Below are 20671 nucleotides of genomic sequence, written 5' to 3' on the forward strand. Positions count from 1 at the left end.
AGGCTTACTTGTCTACCCATTCAAGGGTCAGGGTTTTTAAAAAATGAACGATAATTTACGCCCAATAAGTATTACCTTGATGGCTGAGCCCAAGCAGGTAAAGCAGTTTACGCTGACGCAGTGGCGTATTGCTGAGCTTACCCTGAGCGATCAGGGATCTAACGTGCTTAACCTACAGCTGTCGATGACCGAGCGGGCTGCCTATCGCTTCAATCTGACATCGACGACTCCGCGGCTGTTTGTAAGGGCTGGCTTTACCGGGCAAGCGCCCAAACCGGATGCCATCACCGCCAGCCAGGATGTTGCGGCGGGGTGGATGGATGGCGAGCAGCAGGTGCTCGAAGCACCAATGCCTATGGCGATTCAGGTGTGGATCGAGAGCTATCTTGCGCGTCACGGCGAAGCGCCGATGGAAATGCGCAAGAAAAAACGCAAAGGGGCAGGGCGCGCCAAAGAGACACCTACCAAGGAGCAGCCAAAATGAGCCGCTTAGAGCGCTGGTCGCGTATTAAACGCAATGTTGCAAAAGACGAGGACGCGCCACCGGCGCCGTTACCTGCCCGCGCTCCGGTTGATGAAGCATCCCAAGAGCCAAATAGTGCGCTTCATAATAAGGCCGGGCGGTCGCAAAGCGCGTCTGAAGAACCGGAAGCGCCAGAGCCAAACCACGCGCCCGACCCCGAACCGGGTAGTCTCGACCATACGCTGCCTGATCCAGATACATTAGAAGCGGGCAGCGATTTCAGCGCGTTTATGGCGCCTGGGGTTAGCGGCCCTTTACGCAGGCAAGCATTAAAGCGGCTGTGGGCCACCGGGAACTATAACGCCCGCGACGGTCTTGATGATTATGACGCCGACTATCATCAATTGTTGAAACCCATGGGATCCGAACTCGCCAGTACGTTGCGCCGCTGGACCCACAAAATAGAAGAGGCGGTTGATAATTCATTAGACGATGAAACCGAGTCCTCTAAACAGGTAGCAACCGACCAACAGGTAGCCCAACAAGCGGTTGCATCGGAGGAAGAGCCTTCAAGCCCTTGCGCTGACAAGGACAACACTGTAAAAAATGCCGCGCTAGACGACCAGTCTGATTATTTATCTGGCACTAAGACGAAAACATGATATCGATATTAAGTTTATAAAAGTCAAGGTGTTGGGTGTGCAGAGTGTAGACAGCGTTGGCAGCGTTGACGGTAATCAGGTTGGCAAATGCCACATTCCACCATAGGCTGAACTTAGCGTTAACGCATTGTTATGCCACAATAGTTAAATAATATAACTCAAAATTATAATAAGAATTATTCACTGACCGTGAGAACGCATGAACCAACGAATCCAACTGGCGTCGGTAGACGACCAGCGCAATGCCGAGGCTCGGGAGACGGTACGCCAGCGTATCTCTTGGCCCTCTAACCTGACGCCTGCCAATGTGACCTATCACAGCCGCGGTCATGCGCTGTTAATAGGGTCGGCCGATGACGTTTACCCAGCCGCTCGCGCGCTTCAAGGGCGTGGCTTGGCATCGCTTACGCTGCTCGTAACCGATAAAGGGAACGAACCTGTCGATACCCTCGGGTTCAGTGAACCGCTAGTCAGCCAAACATTGACCCGCGAGCAGCTTGGCCAACTGTGCATCAATGGCTATCTGGGTGCTTTTAGCGTTCAGCTAGATGACGGCGACGTACCGCTGAATCTCGCCCGCGCATTAATCGAGCGGGATGGCTTTGACCTAATTCTTGATCTTGCCGTGACCACTCACTCTAAACGCTGGGAGCTACCACCGCCAGGCTATGTCGTCATGCAGTGGCAGGACGTGGAGCAGCGCGGCGAAACGCTCGAAAGCTTTGTAGGATTGGTAGGCGAATTCGACAAGCCGCGTTACTTTCAGGTTAACAGCGACTTATGTGCCCACTCCACCAGCGGCAATATTGGCTGTACCCGCTGCTTGGATGTCTGCCCTGCGGATGCTATTTCCAGCATTCAAGGCCGCATTGAGTCGCGTATCGAAATTGATCCCTATCTTTGCCAAGGCGTGGGCAGTTGTACCAGCGCCTGTCCTACTGGCGCTATCGAATTTCGCTTGCCGGAAACACGCCGCCAGCAGGACACGCTCTCCACTTGGCTAGGCGCCTACCGGGAAGCCGGTGGCCAAGTGCCGGTAGTGCGTTTTATTACCCATGACTCCCAGGATGCCGAGCGCGCAGCTGGCGTAGTGACGGCAGGCCATGTGCTCGACGCACCGCTTGAGGATTTGGGCGCAGCAGGCCACGACCAGTGGCTAACCGCGTTGGCCGCCGGGGCTGCCGAAGTGCGTATTCAACTGCACCCTAATATGCCCGCCCGTCTAAGTGCTTTTTTAACCGACCAAGTGACCCAGGCGCACGCTTTGCTGGACGCTTTGGGCCATGACCGTGCTCGCATACAGCTCATCAATGTAGCCGATACGGCTGCTCGCGATGCACTCCCGGCGCATACGCCCTTAACCGCAGTGCCGCTAAGTTTGCCCGAGCCAGAAAAACGCGCTCGCTTGAACCGCGTGCTGGCGCGACTAGCCGAGTTAGGTACCCCTAACGGTGAGCGGGTGGCGATGCCGACAGGTGCGGCCTATGGCGCTATTCAGGTTGATAGCGGCGCCTGCACGCTTTGCCACGCCTGTGTCAGCAACTGCCCAACCCCGGCGCTCAAGTCCGGTGGTAAAACGCCCGCGCTGAGCTTTCTTGAGGCGGATTGCGTGCAGTGTGGGTTGTGCGAGCAGGCCTGCCCGGAGAGTGCGATAACGCTGATGCCTGGGTTCCTGGCAACGGATGCTCGCGAAACGCGGCATATTTGCCATGAAGAAGCCGCCTTCGAGTGCATCAATTGCGGCAAGCCGTTTGCCACCGTCAGTACGGTAGCTACTATTAAAGAGAAACTGGCCAATCACCCTTACTTTGCCGGTGAGGCGATGATTCGTCTGGAAATGTGCGAAGACTGCCGGGTAAAAGACGTTTGGAAAACCATGATTCGCGACCCAAACGCGCAACTGAAGGTATAAGCCGATGACGGATGCTCTGCCCACGCTTAAAGAAGCGGATGCGTTATGTGCCGATATCTACCGGCTGTTTGCCACCCTGTTGCGCCAAGCGCCGGATGCCGATCTGTTGAACTGGCTGGCTGAACTGACTATTGAACAGGATGGCAGTCGCTTGGCGGAGTGCTGGCAGGCGCTGGCAGAAGCCGCAACTGGAACAGACGAGAGCGGTGCAGACCCCGAGCGTCTCCAGCGCGCCCACTTTCGCCACTTGGTAGGAGTGATTCAGGGTGAGGTGGTGCCGTATGCCTCCTGGTATCGCAATGGCGAATTAATGGAAGCCGCGCTGGTGGCGCTGCGCCAAGATTTAAGAGTGCTCGGTTTTGAACGCAGTGAGCACACCCGTGATCCTGAAGATCACTTGGCTGCACTGTGTGAAGTAATGGCGATGCTCATTGAGTCTTCAAGCCAAGAGCAGGCCTACTTCTTTAGTCAGCATTTAGCCCCTTGGGCGGCCAGCTGTTTTGCTGACCTTGGGCAGGTAGACACCGCTTTCTATGCAGCGCTGGGGCAGTTGGGTAGCGCTTTTATGGAGAGCGAGCAGGCTCGTTTAAGCGTCAATGCGGGCCACTCTCCGGTGCGTATTGTTGAGCTTTAACGAAGGTTCCATAAAAAAGAAGGCTCCATAAAAAAATCAGTAAAGAGCCAAAATTAGTATAAGAAATTGCATAAAAGACCCTGCATAAAAGCATGCTAGAGGAGAATCTCATGCACAAATTACATAATTCTGAGCGGCGCCGGTTTATGAAAACCGTAGGGCTGGGAACTGCCGCCGCTGGCGCTGCAGCGGCGGTCGGCCATGTCACCCTGGCCCAGGCCGAAACTGCCCCGGTGAAAAACGAAAAACAGTCGGTTAACTACCGTGAGACTGATCACGTGCGTGCTTATTACGCCTCGCTGCGTGACTGACGGCGGAATGCCAGGAGATTTGCCATGCGTTTAACTCGCAAAACAGACACCCCTAAGGCCTCCGGGCTGGGAATTTCCCGCCGCCAATTCCTTAAGCGCAGCGGCGCCGCCACGGGCGGTGTGGCCGCCGTCGGCTTTATGGGCGCACCGATGATGCGGCGCTCGGATGCCGCCGACAAAACCCCCGTGCTGGATTCACCGGTCGAGACCAAACGTACCATTTGCTCGCACTGCTCAGTGGGTTGTGGCGTTTACGCGGAAGTCCAAGAGGGCATTTGGACCAAGCAAGAGCCCGCCTTTGATCACCCCATCAACCGCGGTGCGCACTGCGCGAAAGGCGCTTCGCTGCGCCAGCACGGCCACTCCACACGGCGTCTCAAGTACCCGATGAAGCTGGTAGCGGGCGAATGGGAGCGCATGAGCTGGGATGACGCCATTAACGAGATTGGCGACAAGCTGCTTGAACTGCGCGAAGAGCACGGCCCGGACAGCGTTTACTGGCTGGGTTCGGCGAAGTTCAACAACGAGCAGGCGTACCTGATGCGCAAGCTCGCTTCGCTGTGGGGCACCAACAATACTGACCACCAGGCGCGTATCTGCCACTCCACTACCGTGGCAGGCGTGGCGAATACCTGGGGTTATGGGGCGATGACCAACTCCCTCAATGATATGCATAACAGTAAGGCGATCCTGTTTATTGGCTCTAACCCTACTGAAGCGCACCCGGTGGCAATGCAGCACATCCTGATCGCCAAGGAGCGTAATAATTGCGACATTATCGTCGCCGATCCGCGCTTTACCCGCACCGCCGCCAAAGCCAATAAGTATGTGCGCCTGCGTCCCGGTTCGGACGTGGCCTACATTTGGGGACTGCTGTGGCACATCTTTGAGAACGGCTGGGAAGATAGCGAGTACATCAACCAGCGCGTTTACGGCATGGATGAAGTACGCGCTGAAGTGGCTAACTTCCCACCTAGCGTCGTTGAAGAGGTCACCGGCGTACCCGAAGCGGAGATGTACGACGTCGCCAAACGTCTCTCCGATAACCGCCCTGGTTGCGTTGTTTGGTGTATGGGCGGCACCCAGCACACCACCGGTAACAACAATACCCGCGCTTACTGCATTCTTGAGCTGGCGCTGGGGAATATCGGTGTAGCGGGCGGCGGTGCTAACATCCTGCGCGGTCATGATAACGTGCAGGGTGCTACCGACCTTGGCCTTGGCTGTGATTCATTACCGGGTTACTACGGTTTGGCGGAAGGCGCTTGGCAACACTGGGCGCAGGTGTGGGATATCGACTACGAGTGGCTTAAAGGCCGTTATGACGATACCGAATACGCCGACGGTAAGCCGATGTACACCGCCGGTATTACCGTCTCCCGCTGGGTCGATGGCGTGCTCGAAGAGGACGAAAACATCTCCCAGCGTACTGCGCTGAAAGCGATGTTTTACTGGGGGCACGCGGTTAACTCCCAAACCCGCGGCGTCGAGATGCAAAAGGCGATGCAGAAGCTGGAGATGATGGTCATTGTTGACCCTTATCCCACCGTTGCTGCCGTTATGCATGACCGTAGCGATGGCGTTTACTTACTGCCTGCGGCCACCCAGTTTGAAACCACCGGTAGTGTCACCGCGACTAACCGTTCTCTTCAGTGGCGTGACCGCGTGATCGAACCGTTGTTTGAGTCCAAACCCGACCACGAAATCATGTACCTGTTTGCCCGTAAACTGGGCTTCGGTAATGAGTTGGTCAAGAACTATCAGATGAACGGCGATGAGCCGCTAATCGACGATATCCTGCGCGAAATTAACAGCGGCATGTGGACGGTGGGCTACACCGGCCAAAGCCCCGAGCGTCTCAAAGAGCACCAGCAAAACTGGCACACCTTCAGCTTCGAAAATCTGCGCGCAGAGGGTGGCCCGGCGGACGGTGATTACTACGGCCTGCCGTGGCCCTGCTGGGGCACGCCTGAGTTTAACCACCCGGGCTCGCCCAATCTTTACGATACCAGCGTGCCGGTGATGGAAGGTGGCATGGGCTTCCGTGCCCGTTTCGGTATCGAGCGTGATGGCGTTAATCTTCTGGCGGAAGGTTCAGCACCAGTGGGCGGTGATATTGACGACGGCTATCCAGAGTTCAATGACCAGTTGCTTAAAGATTTAGGCTGGTGGGACGACCTTACCGCCGAAGAGAAGCAGGCGGCGGAAGGCAAAAACTGGAAAACCGACCTCTCTGGCGGTATCCAGCGTGTCACCATTGAGCATGGCTGCGCGCCCTACGGCAACGCCAAGGCACGCGCCGTGGTCTGGACCTTCCCCGACCAGGTGCCGAAGCACCGCGAGCCGCTCTATACCACGCGCCGTGATTTGGTTGAACGCTTCCCTACTTGGGACGATTTCGACTCCATCATGCGCCTGCCGACCATGTACAAAACCATTCAGGATCGCGATAACAGCGGCGACTATCCGATAATTCTTACCTCCGGCCGACTGGTTGAGTACGAAGGTGGTGGGGAAGAGACGCGCTCCATGTCGTGGCTAGCCGAGCTACAGCAGGAGATGTTTGTTGAGATCAACCCGGCGAACGCCAACGATCTGAGTATCAAGGATGGCGACGATGTCTGGGTTGAAGGGGCAGAGGGTGGCCGCGTGAAAGTCAAAGCCCTGGTCACTCCTCGGGTCGACCGTAACGTGGCGTTTATGCCGTTCCACTTTGGCGGCATGTTCCAGGGCGAAAGCCTGCGCGACCGTTATCCGGATGGGTCGGATCCGTACATTATCGGTGAGGCGGCCAATACCGCGACCACCTACGGCTACGACCCGGTGACACTGATGCAAGAGACCAAGTGCACCATCTGCCGCATTGAGCGGGCGTAAGCTTAGAAAAACTGAGTCTAGAAAAAAAAGACGACCGACCTGACAGCACGACGGTGCGGGAGCTATGCCGCACCGGGATGAGGAGAACACCATGGCTCAAATGAAATTTATGTGTGACGCCGAACGCTGTATCGAATGCAACGGCTGCGTCACCGCGTGTAAAAATGCCAACGATGTTGAATGGGGCATTCAGCGTCGCCGCGTGGTCACGCTCAATGACGGCGAAGCGGGCGAAATGTCCATTTCCGTTGCCTGTATGCACTGCGACGATGCCCCGTGTATGGCGGTTTGCCCCACTGACTGTTTCTACAAAACCGACGACGGCATCGTGCTACATGACAAAGACCTCTGCATTGGCTGTGGTTACTGCCTCTACGCCTGCCCGTTTGGCGCGCCGCAGTTTCCCCAGCAGGATGCCTTTGGCGAACGCGGCAAAATGGACAAATGCACCTTCTGCGCAGGCGGCCCGGCCGACAGCAAAGAAGAAGAGTACGAGAAGTACGGTTCCAACCGCATTGCCGAAGGCAAACTGCCGCTATGTGCTGAAATGTGCTCTACCAAAGCGCTGCTTGCCGGTGATGCCCAAGACGTTGCCGACATCTTCCGCCAGCGCGTCGTCCATCGCGGCCACAAAGACGGCGCCTGGTCGAATAACCCACAGGCCAGTGCCGACAACCTAGCCTATGATGCTGCCCATAAAGGGTAAGGAGGCGTGTCATGAACCTGTTGACTGCACAGGTGCCCGGTGGGGTGCCGCATTCAGGTAAAGGGCTCGCCCTGGACATTTGGCGCTTTATGCTGGTGGCGCTTGCTCTAGTGCTAAGCCTCGGCTTCACGCAAGTGGCTGTTGCGCAGGCGGATCCTGATCGCGAAATGACCACTGCTGCCCCCGGTATTACCGCCGACCAGTGGCGTCAGGTACGCAGTGGAGAGACCGGGCCTAACTACCGTGATTCACGTGCTGATAGTAACTACAGCCTGATCAATGCAAGCGGTGAAACCTGGCGGCAAATTCGCAACCGCTGGGTATCGCCGTTTGGATTGATTGCGGTATTTGGCATGGCGGCGCTGATCGCGCTGTTCTACTTCATTGTGGGACGCAAGGAGCTTGAGGCACCGCGTACAGGTCGCCTGTTATTGCGTTGGACGCTGATGAAGCGCGCGCTGCACTGGACGGTAGCCACGCTGTTTATCATTCTAGCGCTGACCGGCATGACGCTCTTGTTTGGTAAATTTGTATTCCGTCCACTGTTTGGCGATGGGATTTGGGCGTGGATGATTGCGGCGACGAAAGTGCTGCATAACTACCTCGGACCGATCTTCGGCATTCTGTTGGTGATACTGCTTGTCAGCTTGATCAAAGAGAATATCCCCAAAAAGCACGACTGGGTGTGGTTTAAGAAGGGCGGTGGCATGATTGGTAAAAAGCATGTCGACGCCGGTTTTGCCAACGGTGGCGAGAAAGCCTGGTACTGGATACTGGCGACGGTCGGTATTCTCGTGGTCGCCAGCGGCTTCGTGCTCGACTTCCCCAACTTCGACCAGAGCCGTGACACCATGCAGTGGGCGAATATTATCCACGCAGTGGGGGCACTAGGGCTGACAGCGGTTTCCTTGGGTCATATCTATATCGGCACGCTGGGCACCGAAGGCGCGCTAGAGGGTATGACCACGGGCTACGTGGACGAGACCTGGGCCAAAGAGCATCACAATTTGTGGTACGAAGAGGTCAAAGACCAAACGTTATCAGAGCAAGAGGTAGCGGCGCGTAAGTCAGGCGGTGATAGTAGCGAACCATCGGCGACGCGGACCAGCTGATAAGTGCTTAATAAAGTGCTTATCAAGTAGCCTAAGACACCGCCTTATGGCGGTGTCTTTTGTTATGCTGCCTTTTAAGTTAGTTAATAACCCGAAGTCATTTTGAGAGGAACGGTTATGTCAGCGTTTAATGAGTTTGACACGTCTACGCGCACCGAGCTTGAAGCAGCCGCGTTTCGGCGTTTGCTGCAACATCTGGACGATAATAAAGACGTACAGAATATCGATCTGATGATCCTGGCCGATTTTTGCCGAAACTGCTTATCAAAGTGGCTGGTCAGCGCCGCCGAAGCGCGGGATGAAAGCCTCAGCTACGAAGAGGCCCGTGAGTACGTTTACGGCATGCCTTACAGCGAGTGGAAGGAGCTTTACCAGCCGCCGGCCACCCCTGAACAGATGGCCGCTTGGGAAGCGCACCACGCTAAAAAGAAAGCCGCCAAACAAGGATAAATACCATGAGTGAACCAATGGTGCCGCTTACTATAGCTGTGCTCACGGTTTCGGATACGCGTACCGAAGAGACGGATCGCAGCGGCCAAGCATTAGTCGAGCGCTTAACCAGCGCCGGGCATACACTCGCAGAAAAGCGCATTGTGCCTGACGATGTTTACCGAATTCGCGCGGTAGTGGCAGAGTGGATTGCCGATAGCGATATCCAGGTAGTGATTACTACCGGCGGCACAGGCTTTACCGGCCGCGACTCTACCCCTGAAGCCATCTCGGTGCTGCTGGATAAGCGCATCGAAGGCTTTGGCGAACGCTTTCGTCAGCTAAGCGGTGAGGAAATTGGCAGTTCCACCATCCAGAGCCGCTGCCTCGGCGGCCTAGCCAACGCCACGGTAGTGTTCTGCCTGCCAGGCTCTACCGGCGCTTGCCGCACCGGATGGGACGGCATTCTGGCCGAGCAGTTAGATAGCCGCCACAAGCCCTGTAACTTCGCCAACCTGGTCATCCCAGGACGAGGTCAGCATGGCTGATTTGCAGCCAATTTCAGCCGCGCTCGAAGCGCTACTGGCTGACGTAAACCCTGTTGGCACTGAGAGCGTGCCGCTAGAAGCCGCTGCTGGGCGTGTGTTGGCCGAAGCCGTCACTGCGGAGTTGGATGTGCCGCCGTTCGATAACAGCGCGATGGATGGCTACGCCTTGCGCGCCGCCGATGCTGGACATTGGCTGCCGGTGAGTCAGCGTATTGCGGCGGGCACGCCTGCCGCTGAGCTTGTGCCCGGTAGCTGCGCGCGAATTTTTACCGGCGGCGAGATTCCGCACGGTGCTGACTGCGTGGTGATGCAGGAGCGGGTAGAAGTCGACGGGGAACGTGCGTTGATGCCATCGGGCATACCTAGCGGCGATAACGTGCGCCTCCGGGGCCGCGACGTGCGTCAGGGGAGTGTGCTGTTAAATGCCGGAGAGCGACTCGAAGCCGCCGCCCTTGGCCACTTGGCGGGCCAGGGCATCACCCAAGTCAGCGTTCGCCTTCGGCCCCGGGTGGCGCTGCTTTCAACAGGCGATGAAATCATCGATTCTGGTACGCCGCTCAAGCCGGGCCAGTTGTACAACTCCAACCGGCCAATGCTTAAACGGCTGTTGGAGAACTTTGGGGCCGAGGTGATCAGCACCATCAGCGTGCCGGATAGCTATGACCGCACCGTTGAGCTGTTGACCCATGCCGCCGCTGAGGCGGATTTAGTGGTGACGACCGGCGGCGTAAGCGTCGGCGAAGAGGATCATGTCAAAGCGGCGCTGGAAGCGATCGGCCAATTGGATATGTGGAAGCTGGCGATTCGTCCCGGTAAGCCGTTAGCACTGGGCCGCTTACCCCGTAACGATGGCAGCCAGGCACGCTTTGTTGGCCTGCCGGGTAACCCTGTCTCGGGGTTTGTCGGCGCTTGGCTGTTTTTACGCCCTCTGCTAGGCGCGATGCTCGACTGCCCGACGCTGAAAACGTTGCCGAGCATTGCCGCCAGCGCTGGGTTTGCCACCACGACCGGTCCGCGTGAGCACTATATGCGCGTGACACTGCAATTTACGGCAAACGGCGTGACGGCGAAGGCCTTTGACGATCAAAACTCTGGGGTGCTTTCGTCATGTATTAATGCCGATGCCTTCGCGGTGATTCCACCCAATAGCACAATCGTCGAGGGCGATATGATTCGCTGTTTATGGCTGGCGGGCTGAAATTGAGGGCTAGCAGTCAAGGACAAGCGCTAAGTTCTAAAAGTTAAGGGCTAAGCTTTCGCGCATCAAGTAGTAGCACCAACTGGTGTTGGTCGAAGGCAACACCGCAAAGTGCCGGTGTAAAACGGCGAGCCTGCAGTAGAGGTGGTAAAGGATGCATAGTTGTGACGGGTAACTGTCGTAGCGTTATATCGCCGTTAACGCCCAACTGCCAGGTGCTTGTTAAATCATTCCGCTGCCGGTTATTGAGTGTCAGCCAGCGATCTGGCGGTAGTTGTTCATGCGGGGGCGCGTCTGCATGGAGCAACGTTTGGGCGTTCGCCTTGAGCAACCCTTGGGGTTGGTCGGTCATGGCAAGTACATAGCGCGCTTCTAACGCGACCCAGTATTGAGCGACCTGAAAGATAACCAGCGCTACATGGGCCGTCGTTTGCTGATCGCTATCATGGTGATGTAGGGGCACCTTAGCCTAATCCCTGCTGGTAGGCGCCAAATAGCGTCTCTGGGTCAAGCAGGGCAAGTGCTTGACCTTCGTCTATTTGCCACAGAGCACTGACGTAGGGGCGCAGGGTGCTAGAAAGCGTTTCAGGGGGTGGTTGCAGCATGCTCTGAGTGACATTGCACACATCATCAAGTTGTTCTATACGCACGCCGCTACGTAGCCCCGCACCATTGACCAGCAAAATCATCCCATTCGCAGTGCCTTCGGGCGAGGCTAAACCGAGTAGTTGATGAAGGCTAATCACCGACTCAATTTTGCCCCGCAGGTGCAGCACTCCCTCTGTAGAAGCGGGTAGCCCTGGCACGTAATAGATAGGTTGGTCGCTAGGTAGAATCTCACTCACCGCCCTGCCGGGCAGCGCAAAACGTTGGCCATTGAGCCGGAAGAGCACTAACTGCTGGGTGGGCTCATCGACATCCACCTCTGTCTCTGTATCGCTGTGTGTTGTTAATGCCTCTTCCAACGTCTGAGTGGCAAGCGGCGGGTCATTCGCTTGGTTGTCGCGTGAATATTCAGCGCTCATTGGCAAACTCCGTCGATATCACTACTTGATTGCGCCCTTGTTCTTTGGCGCGGTAGAGGGCTTTGTCGGCGCTTAGACGCAGTGAATCGGTAGAGGGCTGGGCAGGGAAGCTGCCAATCCCGGCGCTGAAGGTGCAGCGAAAGCGTACGTCACCAGCGTGAAAGTCGACCTGTGAAAAGTCTTCGCGCAAACCGTCGATTAATCCAGCGGCCTTTTCGGCATTAATGCCTTTTAGCAGTACCACAAACTCTTCACCGCCGTAGCGGCCAATGATATCGGAGAGTCGCAGTCGGCTTTTCAGCAGCCTCGCCAGGGTGATAATGACCTGGTCGCCCGCTAGGTGGCCGTACGTATCATTTACCTGTTTGAAATGATCGATATCGATCATCGCCATGGCGTGCTGGCTATCTTCGCGGTGTGCATGAGCCAGGGTTTTATTGATCAGCTCGGTGGTTGTGCTGTGATTATAAAGGCCGGTCATACTGTCGCGAGTCATCAATGAGCGCAGCAGACGCAGGCGTTCGGCGCGCAGCCGTACAGCAGAGACAAGCACTTCAGGTGTCACTGGCTTGGTTAGAAATGCTTCAACGCCTGCGGCCATGGCGGAAACCTGCTTTTGGCTATCGGTTTCACTGGAGAGATAAATAATCGGAAGGCCCACATGCTCCGGCTGTTGACGAATAATCGTCGCCAGCTCTTCGCCCGAACACACCGGCATATAAACATCTACCAGTAGCAAATCGGGGCTAAAGCGCTCCATGGCATTGAGCGCATCGGCAGGATGATGCACCTGCTGGGTGATCATGCCGTCCTCTTCAAGCAGTAAGGCGTGGTAAGCAGCCACCTCGGGCTCATCATCCACTATCAATACTTTTAGCGGCTCTTCTGTTGCTGGGGCTATGAGTTCATCCACGGCCAGCATAAGGTCTAGCGGCTTCACGGGTTTGGTGAAGTAGCCCTCGCAACCTGCGCGTACCGCGCTTAACCGCGATTGAAAGTCGCCATAAGCCGACAGCACGATAGCAGTCAACGGCTTACCAGTGAGTTTGTTCAAACTGGTTAGCGTTTCGGTGCCTGCGGTTTGCCCTTGGGGGAAGTGGACATCCATGATGACGGCGTCAGGGCAGCGAGTGAGTGTGGCGTTAAAGAATGCCTCTGTGTCGGTAAAATGCACGACTTCATGGTCAAAGCAGCGCAGGTGATGAACAAGGTGACTGACCTGCTCGGGTTCATCGTCACATAGATAAATCAGCCGTTGACGCCTGTTGCGCAGCGACTCGGTGTGGTTGGTAAACTCGAAGCTATTGACGGCCGCCAGTGCCTGCTGTTGCCCATGATGAGAACGCAGATGCTGCTCTTCGCTGCGGAGTTGCTGTAAAAGCTGGGGAATATAACTATCAATATCAGGTCGGGCGGGTACCGCTGTCAGGGCTATCTCGGCTTTATCTGCGAGCAGGGCGAGCCGCTCAAATCCTAGTGATCGTCCCGTCCCTTTTAGGCTATGGAAGAATCGGTGCAGCTCCGGTGCGAGTCGCATTTGCTCTTCCGTCGACGTGCAACGCTGCTGCCACAACTCGGCGGTACGCTCGAGCCGGGCGGGCAGTTGCTCAATAAACCGCTCACGTAGCTGATTGAGCTTTTCGTGTAGCGAAGGGGCGGGCTTAGACATCAAACTACCTGCGTAAGTGATCGAAAGCGGCGATCGATTCTAATCATATTCATTTCAACAATAACCATTTCATCGGGTGTTGCTTAACTGACGAGCGCTTGATTAACAGCCGCCTCCAAATTGGCAGCCAGCTCGGCATCTTTGCGCAAACAGGCGTTAAGCCCAGGTGTTCCCCGCAGCGCGGCATCCGGGGTATCCCCAGTGAGCAAAATAAACGGCAGGCAATTCCGCTGTTCGCGCAGCATCGCTAACAGTGTTAATCCACTGATCAATGGCATGTTCATATCGCTGATAATCAGCCCGATATCGCTATGCGTGTCTAGCTGGTCGACGGCTTCCATTGCATCATTGGCCAGCAGCGTCGCGTGGCCCTGTGATTCCAGGAGGGCTGCCGTCATTTCCCCGGCAAGCGGGTCATCGTCTACGACCAGGATTTGCATTGTCTGACCTCGTGTTGGTTGTTTTATCAGTAACGCGCGCAATTAGCCCAGCAGTGCCTGGAGCGTCTCTACTAAATTGTTTTGATCAAAACTACCCTTGACGATATAGGCGTCGGCGCCGACTTCAATACCGCGTCGGCGATCAGCCTCTTTTTCCCGCGAGGTGATAATGATAATTGGTCGATAACGATAAAGCTCGTTTTCGCGCAGTCGGGCCGTCAGCGCAAAACCGTCCATCACCGGCATTTCAACGTCTGTAAGCACGGCATCAAATGGCTCTGCTAGCGCTTTGGCTAAGCCGTCGCGGCCATTTTCGGCCAGGGTGACGTGATAGCCCCACGCTTCGAGTACGTCCTTCTCAATTTCGCGGGTATTCAGTGAGTCATCGACCACCAAAACCCGCTGCGCGGTGATAGCCGAGGTGCGTTCAGCGCTAAGGTGCGGCGTGGTGCGCCGTGTTATTTCCAGCAACGCCGGTACGTGCAGTAGGCTGGCTAGTGCATTACGCCCCATAGAGACCATACCGGATACCAACGGTAAATGGCGTAAATGATCCGGAAGTGGCTTGATCACCATATCGCGTTCATCGATCAGTGAATCAATAATTAAAGCCAGTTTCTGGTGACGGTGGTGGACTACCAGCAGCAACGTGGTGTTGGTGACGGAAGACTCTGCGGGCAGTTCAAGCAGGTCGGCAAGCGATATGATGGGCACAAACTCATTGCGTAAAATCAGCGTGCGCTGACCTGCCGCATCAATAAATGATTGTGTTGAGCACTCGACCAGTTCTGATACGTAAGGTGCCGTCACACCCAAGGTTAAACCGCCAGCCCTGATCAACAGCACCCGCATCATGGCGAGTGAAAGCGGCAGGCGCAGAGTAAAGCGCGTGCCACTGCCAGTTGTGCTGACAAGCTGCAGATCGCCGTTGAGCTCATCTACCACGGTACGCTTGACGACATCCATGCCTACGCCGCGCCCAGAGAAATCGGTGATAATGCTTTTGGTCGAGAAGCCGGGCAGAAAAATAAGCTCCAGAGTTTCCTGCTCGCTTAGAGCGCTTAGCTGCTCTTTGGTAGCCAGCTGTTTATCGAGGGCCTTTTGACGGACTACTTCCAGGTCGATACCCGCGCCGTCATCGCGCATCTCAACCACTACCCAGCCCGCATCTTGCCTTGCTTCAATGGTCAGTTGCCCTCGGGCAGATTTGCCCGCCGCTTGGCGCTCCATGGGCAGCTCTAAACCGTGATCTAGCGCATTACGCAGCAGGTGGATAAGCGGGTCTGACAGCCGATCAATCATCTGCCGGTCCAGCTCTATTTCGCTTCCGCGCACGCGACAATCGACCTGCTTGCCAAGCGATTGAGCCAGCTCACGGGAGAGAGTGGCGAGCGGATCAAACACGACACTGAGCGGTAGCATGCGCATTTGCAGGGCACGGTCATGCAGGTCGCTCATCAGTGAGTCATGGCTGAAAACGCTATCTTTCAGCTCACGGCTAAAGGCATTAAAAGGGGCCTGCTGTGCGACGGGCAGCGAGGCGCTGAGCTCACGCGCTTGATCAACAAGGCTATGTAAATGATGGTGTCCGGAAAGCACCTCGCCCATTAAGTGTATAACATCATCGAGCCGGTCTAAGCGAACCCGCACGGTATCGCTAAGCCGCAGCTCGCTCTCGGGCGCTAACGAGGTGGTGGGCGCAGGCGTCGTGGTGGCCGGACTAAAGAGACTGGAAGCTTGACCAACAGCTGCGCTTTCCAACGCTCTACACAACGCCTGATCAGCTGCGGGCAGTTCTTCCCCCGTAGCCCCCTCGGCTAATCGGCTAACAGCATCTGCCAACCCGTCGACCGCTTGGCTGAGTAGATTGGCCACCTCAGGCGTTACGTTTAGGGTTTCATCGCGTAGGGCGCTTAGTACCTCTTCCGTGCTGTGTGCCAGCGCGGTGACGGGCGTCAGTTTTAGCATGCGTGACGAGCCTTTCAGCGTATGTGCTGCGCGGAACAGCTCATTGATCTGTTCGCGATCCGCGCGACCCTGCTCCAATGCGCTGATGCCTTCACGTAGGCGTGGCAGATGGTCAGCGGCCTCCTCTACAAAGCGCTGTATAAAACGGTGAATATCCAGCGCCATGTTAACCCACTCCCTGCGTAGTGCAGCTCGTTGCTAGCGGGATGTTGAGCGCATTTAAATGACGTTCGGCGAGAAAACGAGCATCGCCCGGCGGTAGCGGCAGGTCAATGGTGTCGAGGCCACCCCGCGAGGTAGGCGCGGTGGTTAGCAAACGAACCACAGCGGCATAGCTGCGCTGGCGTTGAAGCGGCTCGTCGGTCAACTCGCCTTGGCGATAAAGTTCGGCTAAGTAGAAGTGGGCTGGCCAGCACTCGGGGGCGGCGTAAATAGCGCGCTTAAAATGGCCGTAGGCCGCTTGAGGCTGTTGCTGCCAACGCGCGACTAAGCCAGCCAGTACAAGCGCATCAATTGACCACGGCTGCTGCTCAAGTAGCGTCTGGAGTAGCGTGTCAGTCTCGGCGAACGCATTTTGGTTGAGCAGTTGATGCGCGCTGTGCAACTGCTGCGAAATGTCTTGAGGTGCTACTTCAGGCATTGCGGCGGAGGCTTCATCATCGCTATTGTCTAACCCCAACTCTGTGCTATGAGGAGTGCTATCATCTGCACCATCATCTAACCAAGCGGCTTCTTCCGCATGGTTCTCAGCGTTGCTGTTCGTGCTCCGCAAGGGAGGGAGAGGGGAATCTATAGACGACGGCGTAGAGTCCACAGCACGGCGGAAGTAAAACACGCCCCGGGCTTCGGTTAACTCTAATACGCCGAGATCATTACCCAAGGTCTCAGTCACGCCGCACAGTATAATGCCATTCGGTGCGAGTAGCTTAAGAAGCTGTTGATGAATATGTCGGCGCGTCTGCTCATCAAAGTAGATCGATACATTGCGGAACAGGATGACATCAAAAGGGCCGCCGGATTTGTTCTCGTGGACATTAAGCAGGTTAAAAGGACGAAAATTAACCCAGTCACGCAGTGAGTCGTGGAGCTTAAAGCAGGCCTTGTGGGGGCTAAAATAACGCGCTCTAAACGTGGGCGAGAGAGCGCGAAACGCCATGCCGCCATAAACCGCCTGGCGCGCTTTGGCGAGTACCTGCTGATCCACGTCGCCGCCGGTGAGGGTAAATAGTCCTTTAGCCCGCTCGCCGAAGTGCTCAAACAGCATCATCGCTAGGCTATAAGGCTCTTCGCCGGAAGAGCAGCCTGCGCTGAAAATGGCTAGCGGTGCGCGCCCAGCCGCTAAACGCTCAGGTAAATAGTGGCTGACTAGCCACTGCAAAGCCTCCGGCTCACGATTAAAGTAGGTTTCGTTGACTGTTAACTGGCTGACAAAGTGATCGAATAGCGCTGGGTCGTTGGTTAGTCGCTCAAGAAGTTGTGTGGTGTCAGTGATTTCTGTCGAGACTTGTAAGCTGGCGACCGCCCGAAATAGCCGAGACTCAGCCAGACCTTCTAAGTGTAAACCGCAGCGCTGGTACACCAGGCTTTTAAAGGAGGCGATCATGCCAAGGGCTCCGGTCGGCCATTTAAGTAGCCACGCACATCGCGCATCAGCCGGTCTGGCAGACTATCGAGCGGCACTTCATACTGAATGATCCCCGCTTTGACGGCTTCACGATTCATCCCATAAATAACCGAGCTGGCTTCATCTTGAGCGAAGGTGGTTCCGCCAGCCTGGTGAATCGCGCGTATCCCGTTCACCCCATCGCGGCCCATGCCCGTTAGTATAATGCCGATCGCATCACTGCCATAAACATCCGCAACACTCTGCAACAGTACATCGCAACTGGGGTGGTACAGTGAGTTGTCAGGGCTGGCTTTGAGCTGGAAGCGGTGGCGTGGAGTGACACACAAATCGCTTTCGGAAGGCGATAGGTAAACATGTCCTGGGTGTAGTTGCTCGCCCTCTTGGGCAACACTCACCGGCATCGCGCATAGCGATGCCAGCCACTGGGCCATGCCGTCGATAAAGCCATGACTAATATGCTGAGCGATGACGATCGGCGCTGGAAACCCGGCGGGTAAAGACCTTAATGCACGCACTAAGGCCTGAGGGCCGCCGGTTGAGCAAGCGATGGCCACAATACGTTTGAAATCGCGTGGTATTCCCCACGGAGAAGGCGCCGGTGTTGATGGGGCGGTGAACGTCGCTGGCGCTATACAGCGCCGACGCAGGCGGGTAATCACCGAAACGCCAGCGAGTAGGCGCACGCGCGCGAGTAAGCGTTCAGCGTCTGCCTCATTCAGTGAAGGCTTTGGCATGACTTCAAGAGCGCCCACTTCAAGGGCCTGATAAGCGGTTTGCGCATTAGAGCGGTCGCTGACTACCAAGATAGGGACGCCCTTGGTGAACATGATCTCTTCAATCGCACTCAGGCCGTTCATCACCGGCATGTTGAGATCCATGGTGATCAGATGCGGTGCTAGGCGTTTAGCCAGTTCCACCGCTTCGCGGCCGTTAGTGGCTTCGCCAACGATGTCAATGTCACCGTCACGGCTAAGGATATCGCGTAGCACGTCGCGGGCTACTTGGCTGTCGTCGGCAATGACTACCCGAATTACACTCATTCGGTATCCCTATCAGCGGTTTTTATTCGTTAGGGTGAGCTCCTGCACCAGCGCGTTGAGCTCCGCCGACATATGGATCATATCCTGGCTGATATCGGTAATGCTGCGCACCGAGTGTGCGTTGCGAGAACTGGCCGTATCGATATCGCGTAGCGCCATCACCACCTGGCTGCTGGCGGTTTTTTGCTGCTGTGTAGACAGCGATATCTGCTGGGCCGCGCTGCTGGTTTGGCTTGCCGCCTTAAGCAGCGCTTCGAGATCCTGGGCAGTACTTATGCTGGCTTCAACGCCCTGCTCGATTGAGGAGGCGCCTTTTTCCGAAGCCACCACTAAGCGATTAATCGCCGTCTGAATGTCATCGGTATGCGCTTCAATTTCTTGGGTAGAGTCGGTCACGCTGTCAGCCAAGCGGCGTATCTCGCTGGCGACGACCGAAAAGCGCCGGCCCGACTCCCCCGCGCTTGAGGCCTCCAATGCGGCATTAAAGGCGATCAATTTGGTCTGGGCAGCCAGGGTGTTGATCAGCTCCATCACCTTATTAATCTGCTTGGATTTTGCCCCCAGCGTCATGATCTCGGTCAGGCTCTGCTCGCTGTCGCTGCGGATATCCTGCATTTTTGACTGTAGCAGTTGCATGGCAGAACTGCCTTTTCGGCTGCGCTCCAGGGTCTGGTTGGCCACGTCGACCACCGACTGGGAGTGGTCGGCGATTTGGGTAGATGAGGTAGACAGCTCTTCCATCGTGGACGTAATTTCAGCTACCGACGAGGCCATCTCTTCAACGGCAGCGGCCATGGTTTGGCTCGCTTCATGATGAGCGTCGCTACCCTGAATGCCGGAAAGCCCTGCTGTTTTTGCCAAGCGCTCAGCCACTTGGGTTAGCGCCAGCGAATTCTTGGCCACCGCCTCAATGGCGCGTGAAAGGCGCTCGAGCAGCTCGTTAGTTTGATTGGCCAAGTCGCCCAGTTCGGCTTTGTCGTCGGTGCTGACCCGGCGTGAGAGATCCAGGCTGTGGGTAATGTCTTTTAGCTGGCGCTGGAAATCAATCAGAGGGCGGATGAGACTGCCGGTCAGCGGATAGAGCACCAGTAACCCGAAGAGCAGAATGAGCAGGCCGATACCGCTGGACGCTAGGAAGCGCTCACGGGTAGACGCCAGGTACGCCTCTTTATCGACTTCGACCATCAGGTAGCGCTGCAATTCGGGTAGCCAGAGGGTGCTAATCAGCAGAGTCTGACCGTCGCGCTCAATCTCTTGTACCTGAAGCTGTTCGTCACGCAACAGGCTCTGCGATGTCTGCTCGGGTAAGGGCTCTGCCGTTGTCTCGCCTTTAAAAGTTGATTCACCACTACGGACAAGCAGCTCTCCTTCGGCGCTGAGAAGCGAGGCGTGACCGGTGTCACCTAGGCGAAAGTCATCTATCAAGCTGGCCATTTGGGAGAGATCCAGCCCTGCGCCAGCCACGACCAGCGGACGCCCGTTAGCGGCATTGACTGCGCTACGGTAATTAACGTACACGAAAGCATCATCGGGCGAAAAGGTGTCGCTATCTAAATTAAGCTCGTATGCGTTGTCGCTGTCGATAAAATCATAGTACCAGTCGTCTTCGCTACCCGGCGGTTGGATTGTTCGTTGAAGAAAGACATCGCCGCGTAGTTGAAAATAGTAGCCCCGACCCTGGTACTGCGCGGCAATAAACAGCAGCTCGGTATCCAGCTGTGCCATTAAGCGTGTTAAGTAAGCGACAGTCTCATCTTGACGTTCTTGCGGCATCCCATCCTGCACCCACTGCTCAATAAAGTAGCTGTTAGCAAGAGTTTCAGAAACGGCTAGATCCTGGCTGAGATTAAGATTGATGTGAGACGCCAGCCCTTCGACCTGAGCAGGTAACTCTTGATTCAGCAGGTTATCCAGTCGCGCCTGGCTGTGGGAGCGGGCTTGCAGGTAGAGCGCCAGAAGCATTGCGAGGGCTAAGACCGTCCCAAAAGAGAGAAATAGCCGAAGCCGTAAAGGCAGGGATTTCCAGCGCGCCATCATATTCGCCGTTGCT

At 56.1% G+C, this 20671-nt stretch carries 19 protein-coding genes; 11 read left to right on the forward strand and 8 right to left on the reverse strand.

Translation table 11 applies throughout. From position 1 onward, the window contains the following. The first annotated feature begins 43 nt into the window (after positions 1 to 43). From QT230_RS10160 to glp, 11 genes are all read left to right on the forward strand, one after another. Positions 44 to 484 (forward strand): DUF3305 domain-containing protein, encoded by a 441-nt coding sequence (locus tag QT230_RS10160; protein ID WP_308321573.1) that lies wholly within the window; start codon positions 44 to 46, stop codon positions 482 to 484. Then, positions 481 to 1125 carry a DUF3306 domain-containing protein gene (locus QT230_RS10165; protein WP_308321574.1) on the forward strand — a complete coding sequence of 215 codons (645 nt, stop codon included), beginning with the start codon at positions 481 to 483 and terminating at the stop codon, positions 1123 to 1125. Before QT230_RS10160 ends, QT230_RS10165 begins: the two co-directional genes overlap by 4 nt. A 199-nt stretch (positions 1126 to 1324) precedes the next feature. Further along, on the forward strand, positions 1325 to 3037 hold the full coding sequence (locus QT230_RS10170) for a 4Fe-4S dicluster domain-containing protein (RefSeq protein WP_308321576.1): 1713 nt from the start codon (positions 1325 to 1327) through the stop codon (positions 3035 to 3037). Between the two features lie 4 nt (positions 3038 to 3041). Further along, a complete protein-coding gene (locus QT230_RS10175; protein WP_308321577.1) occupies positions 3042 to 3671 on the forward strand; it encodes a molecular chaperone TorD family protein in 630 nt (209 codons plus the stop codon). Between the two features lie 110 nt (positions 3672 to 3781). Then, complete coding sequence (locus tag QT230_RS10180; RefSeq protein ID WP_308321578.1) at positions 3782 to 3982, forward strand: twin-arginine translocation signal domain-containing protein; 201 nt, start codon at positions 3782 to 3784, stop codon at positions 3980 to 3982. Between the two features lie 24 nt (positions 3983 to 4006). After that, positions 4007 to 6859, forward strand: a complete 2853-nt coding sequence (locus QT230_RS10185; RefSeq protein ID WP_308321579.1) for a molybdopterin-dependent oxidoreductase — start codon at positions 4007 to 4009, stop codon at positions 6857 to 6859. A 91-nt stretch (positions 6860 to 6950) separates the two neighbouring features. After that, positions 6951 to 7565 (forward strand): formate dehydrogenase FDH3 subunit beta, encoded by a 615-nt coding sequence (gene fdh3B, locus QT230_RS10190; RefSeq protein ID WP_308321580.1) that lies wholly within the window; start codon positions 6951 to 6953, stop codon positions 7563 to 7565. Positions 7566 to 7576: 11 nt separating this feature from the next. Then, positions 7577 to 8677 (forward strand): formate dehydrogenase subunit gamma, encoded by a 1101-nt coding sequence (locus QT230_RS10195; RefSeq protein ID WP_308321581.1) that lies wholly within the window; start codon positions 7577 to 7579, stop codon positions 8675 to 8677. A gap of 117 nt (positions 8678 to 8794) precedes the next feature. After that, complete coding sequence (locus QT230_RS10200) at positions 8795 to 9127, forward strand: DUF1244 domain-containing protein (RefSeq protein ID WP_308321582.1); 333 nt, start codon at positions 8795 to 8797, stop codon at positions 9125 to 9127. Positions 9128 to 9132: 5 nt separating this feature from the next. Continuing rightward, positions 9133 to 9654, forward strand: a complete 522-nt coding sequence (gene moaB, locus QT230_RS10205; RefSeq protein WP_308321583.1) for a molybdenum cofactor biosynthesis protein B — start codon at positions 9133 to 9135, stop codon at positions 9652 to 9654. Continuing rightward, entirely contained in the window at positions 9647 to 10852 is a 1206-nt protein-coding gene (gene glp / locus QT230_RS10210) for a gephyrin-like molybdotransferase Glp (RefSeq protein WP_308321584.1), read from the forward strand. The genes moaB and glp overlap by 8 nt, the downstream gene beginning before the upstream one ends. A 43-nt stretch (positions 10853 to 10895) precedes the next feature. Here glp and QT230_RS10215 read toward each other — a convergent pair whose 3' ends face one another. The 8 genes from QT230_RS10215 to QT230_RS10250 all read right to left on the reverse strand — a co-directional run bounded on the left by QT230_RS10215 (position 10896) and on the right by QT230_RS10250 (position 20658). Beyond that, positions 10896 to 11315: a hypothetical protein gene (locus QT230_RS10215; protein ID WP_308321585.1), complete on the reverse strand. Its 420-nt coding sequence runs from the start codon at positions 11313 to 11315 to the stop codon at positions 10896 to 10898. Between the two features lies 1 nt (position 11316). Next, positions 11317 to 11877 carry a chemotaxis protein CheW gene (locus QT230_RS10220; protein ID WP_308321586.1) on the reverse strand — a complete coding sequence of 187 codons (561 nt, stop codon included), beginning with the start codon at positions 11875 to 11877 and terminating at the stop codon, positions 11317 to 11319. Further along, complete coding sequence (locus QT230_RS10225; protein WP_308321587.1) at positions 11867 to 13546, reverse strand: diguanylate cyclase; 1680 nt, start codon at positions 13544 to 13546, stop codon at positions 11867 to 11869. Before QT230_RS10225 ends, QT230_RS10220 begins: the two co-directional genes overlap by 11 nt. 83 nt (positions 13547 to 13629) lie before the next feature. Then, positions 13630 to 13986: a response regulator gene (locus QT230_RS10230; RefSeq protein ID WP_308321588.1), complete on the reverse strand. Its 357-nt coding sequence runs from the start codon at positions 13984 to 13986 to the stop codon at positions 13630 to 13632. A 42-nt stretch (positions 13987 to 14028) separates the two neighbouring features. Continuing rightward, complete coding sequence (locus tag QT230_RS10235; RefSeq protein ID WP_308321589.1) at positions 14029 to 16119, reverse strand: response regulator; 2091 nt, start codon at positions 16117 to 16119, stop codon at positions 14029 to 14031. A 1-nt stretch (position 16120) separates the two neighbouring features. After that, entirely contained in the window at positions 16121 to 17557 is a 1437-nt protein-coding gene (locus QT230_RS10240; protein ID WP_308321590.1) for a CheR family methyltransferase, read from the reverse strand. Continuing rightward, positions 17554 to 18621, reverse strand: coding sequence for a chemotaxis-specific protein-glutamate methyltransferase CheB (cheB, locus tag QT230_RS10245; RefSeq protein WP_308321591.1), 1068 nt, complete (start codon positions 18619 to 18621; stop codon positions 17554 to 17556). The genes QT230_RS10240 and cheB overlap by 4 nt, the downstream gene beginning before the upstream one ends. 12 nt (positions 18622 to 18633) lie before the next feature. Beyond that, the gene (locus QT230_RS10250) at positions 18634 to 20658 is read right to left on the reverse strand and encodes a methyl-accepting chemotaxis protein (RefSeq protein ID WP_308321593.1); all 2025 of its coding nucleotides are present in this window, start codon (positions 20656 to 20658) and stop codon (positions 18634 to 18636) included. Positions 20659 to 20671: the final 13 nt, after the last annotated feature.

This window comes from Halomonas sp. SpR8 (assembly GCF_031010195.1).
GTDB lineage: Bacteria > Pseudomonadota > Gammaproteobacteria > Pseudomonadales > Halomonadaceae > Vreelandella.

Excerpts from the sequence above, each read along its gene's own strand:
- QT230_RS10160 (WP_308321573.1), top strand. The coding sequence starts at position 44 with ATGAACGATAATTTACGCCCAATAAGTATTACCTTGATGGCTGAGCCC.
- QT230_RS10165 (WP_308321574.1), top strand. The coding sequence starts at position 481 with ATGAGCCGCTTAGAGCGCTGGTCGCGTATTAAACGCAATGTTGCAAAA.
- QT230_RS10170 (WP_308321576.1), top strand. The coding sequence starts at position 1,325 with ATGAACCAACGAATCCAACTGGCGTCGGTAGACGACCAGCGCAATGCC.
- QT230_RS10175 (WP_308321577.1), top strand. The coding sequence starts at position 3,042 with ATGACGGATGCTCTGCCCACGCTTAAAGAAGCGGATGCGTTATGTGCC.
- QT230_RS10180 (WP_308321578.1), top strand. The coding sequence starts at position 3,782 with ATGCACAAATTACATAATTCTGAGCGGCGCCGGTTTATGAAAACCGTA.
- QT230_RS10185 (WP_308321579.1), top strand. The coding sequence starts at position 4,007 with ATGCGTTTAACTCGCAAAACAGACACCCCTAAGGCCTCCGGGCTGGGA.
- fdh3B (WP_308321580.1), top strand. The coding sequence starts at position 6,951 with ATGGCTCAAATGAAATTTATGTGTGACGCCGAACGCTGTATCGAATGC.
- QT230_RS10195 (WP_308321581.1), top strand. The coding sequence starts at position 7,577 with ATGAACCTGTTGACTGCACAGGTGCCCGGTGGGGTGCCGCATTCAGGT.
- QT230_RS10200 (WP_308321582.1), top strand. The coding sequence starts at position 8,795 with ATGTCAGCGTTTAATGAGTTTGACACGTCTACGCGCACCGAGCTTGAA.
- moaB (WP_308321583.1), top strand. The coding sequence starts at position 9,133 with ATGAGTGAACCAATGGTGCCGCTTACTATAGCTGTGCTCACGGTTTCG.
- glp (WP_308321584.1), top strand. The coding sequence starts at position 9,647 with ATGGCTGATTTGCAGCCAATTTCAGCCGCGCTCGAAGCGCTACTGGCT.
- QT230_RS10220 (WP_308321586.1), bottom strand. The coding sequence starts at position 11,877 with ATGAGCGCTGAATATTCACGCGACAACCAAGCGAATGACCCGCCGCTT.
- QT230_RS10225 (WP_308321587.1), bottom strand. The coding sequence starts at position 13,546 with ATGTCTAAGCCCGCCCCTTCGCTACACGAAAAGCTCAATCAGCTACGT.
- QT230_RS10230 (WP_308321588.1), bottom strand. The coding sequence starts at position 13,986 with ATGCAAATCCTGGTCGTAGACGATGACCCGCTTGCCGGGGAAATGACG.
- QT230_RS10235 (WP_308321589.1), bottom strand. The coding sequence starts at position 16,119 with ATGGCGCTGGATATTCACCGTTTTATACAGCGCTTTGTAGAGGAGGCC.
- QT230_RS10240 (WP_308321590.1), bottom strand. The coding sequence starts at position 17,557 with ATGATCGCCTCCTTTAAAAGCCTGGTGTACCAGCGCTGCGGTTTACAC.
- cheB (WP_308321591.1), bottom strand. The coding sequence starts at position 18,621 with ATGAGTGTAATTCGGGTAGTCATTGCCGACGACAGCCAAGTAGCCCGC.
- QT230_RS10250 (WP_308321593.1), bottom strand. The coding sequence starts at position 20,658 with ATGATGGCGCGCTGGAAATCCCTGCCTTTACGGCTTCGGCTATTTCTC.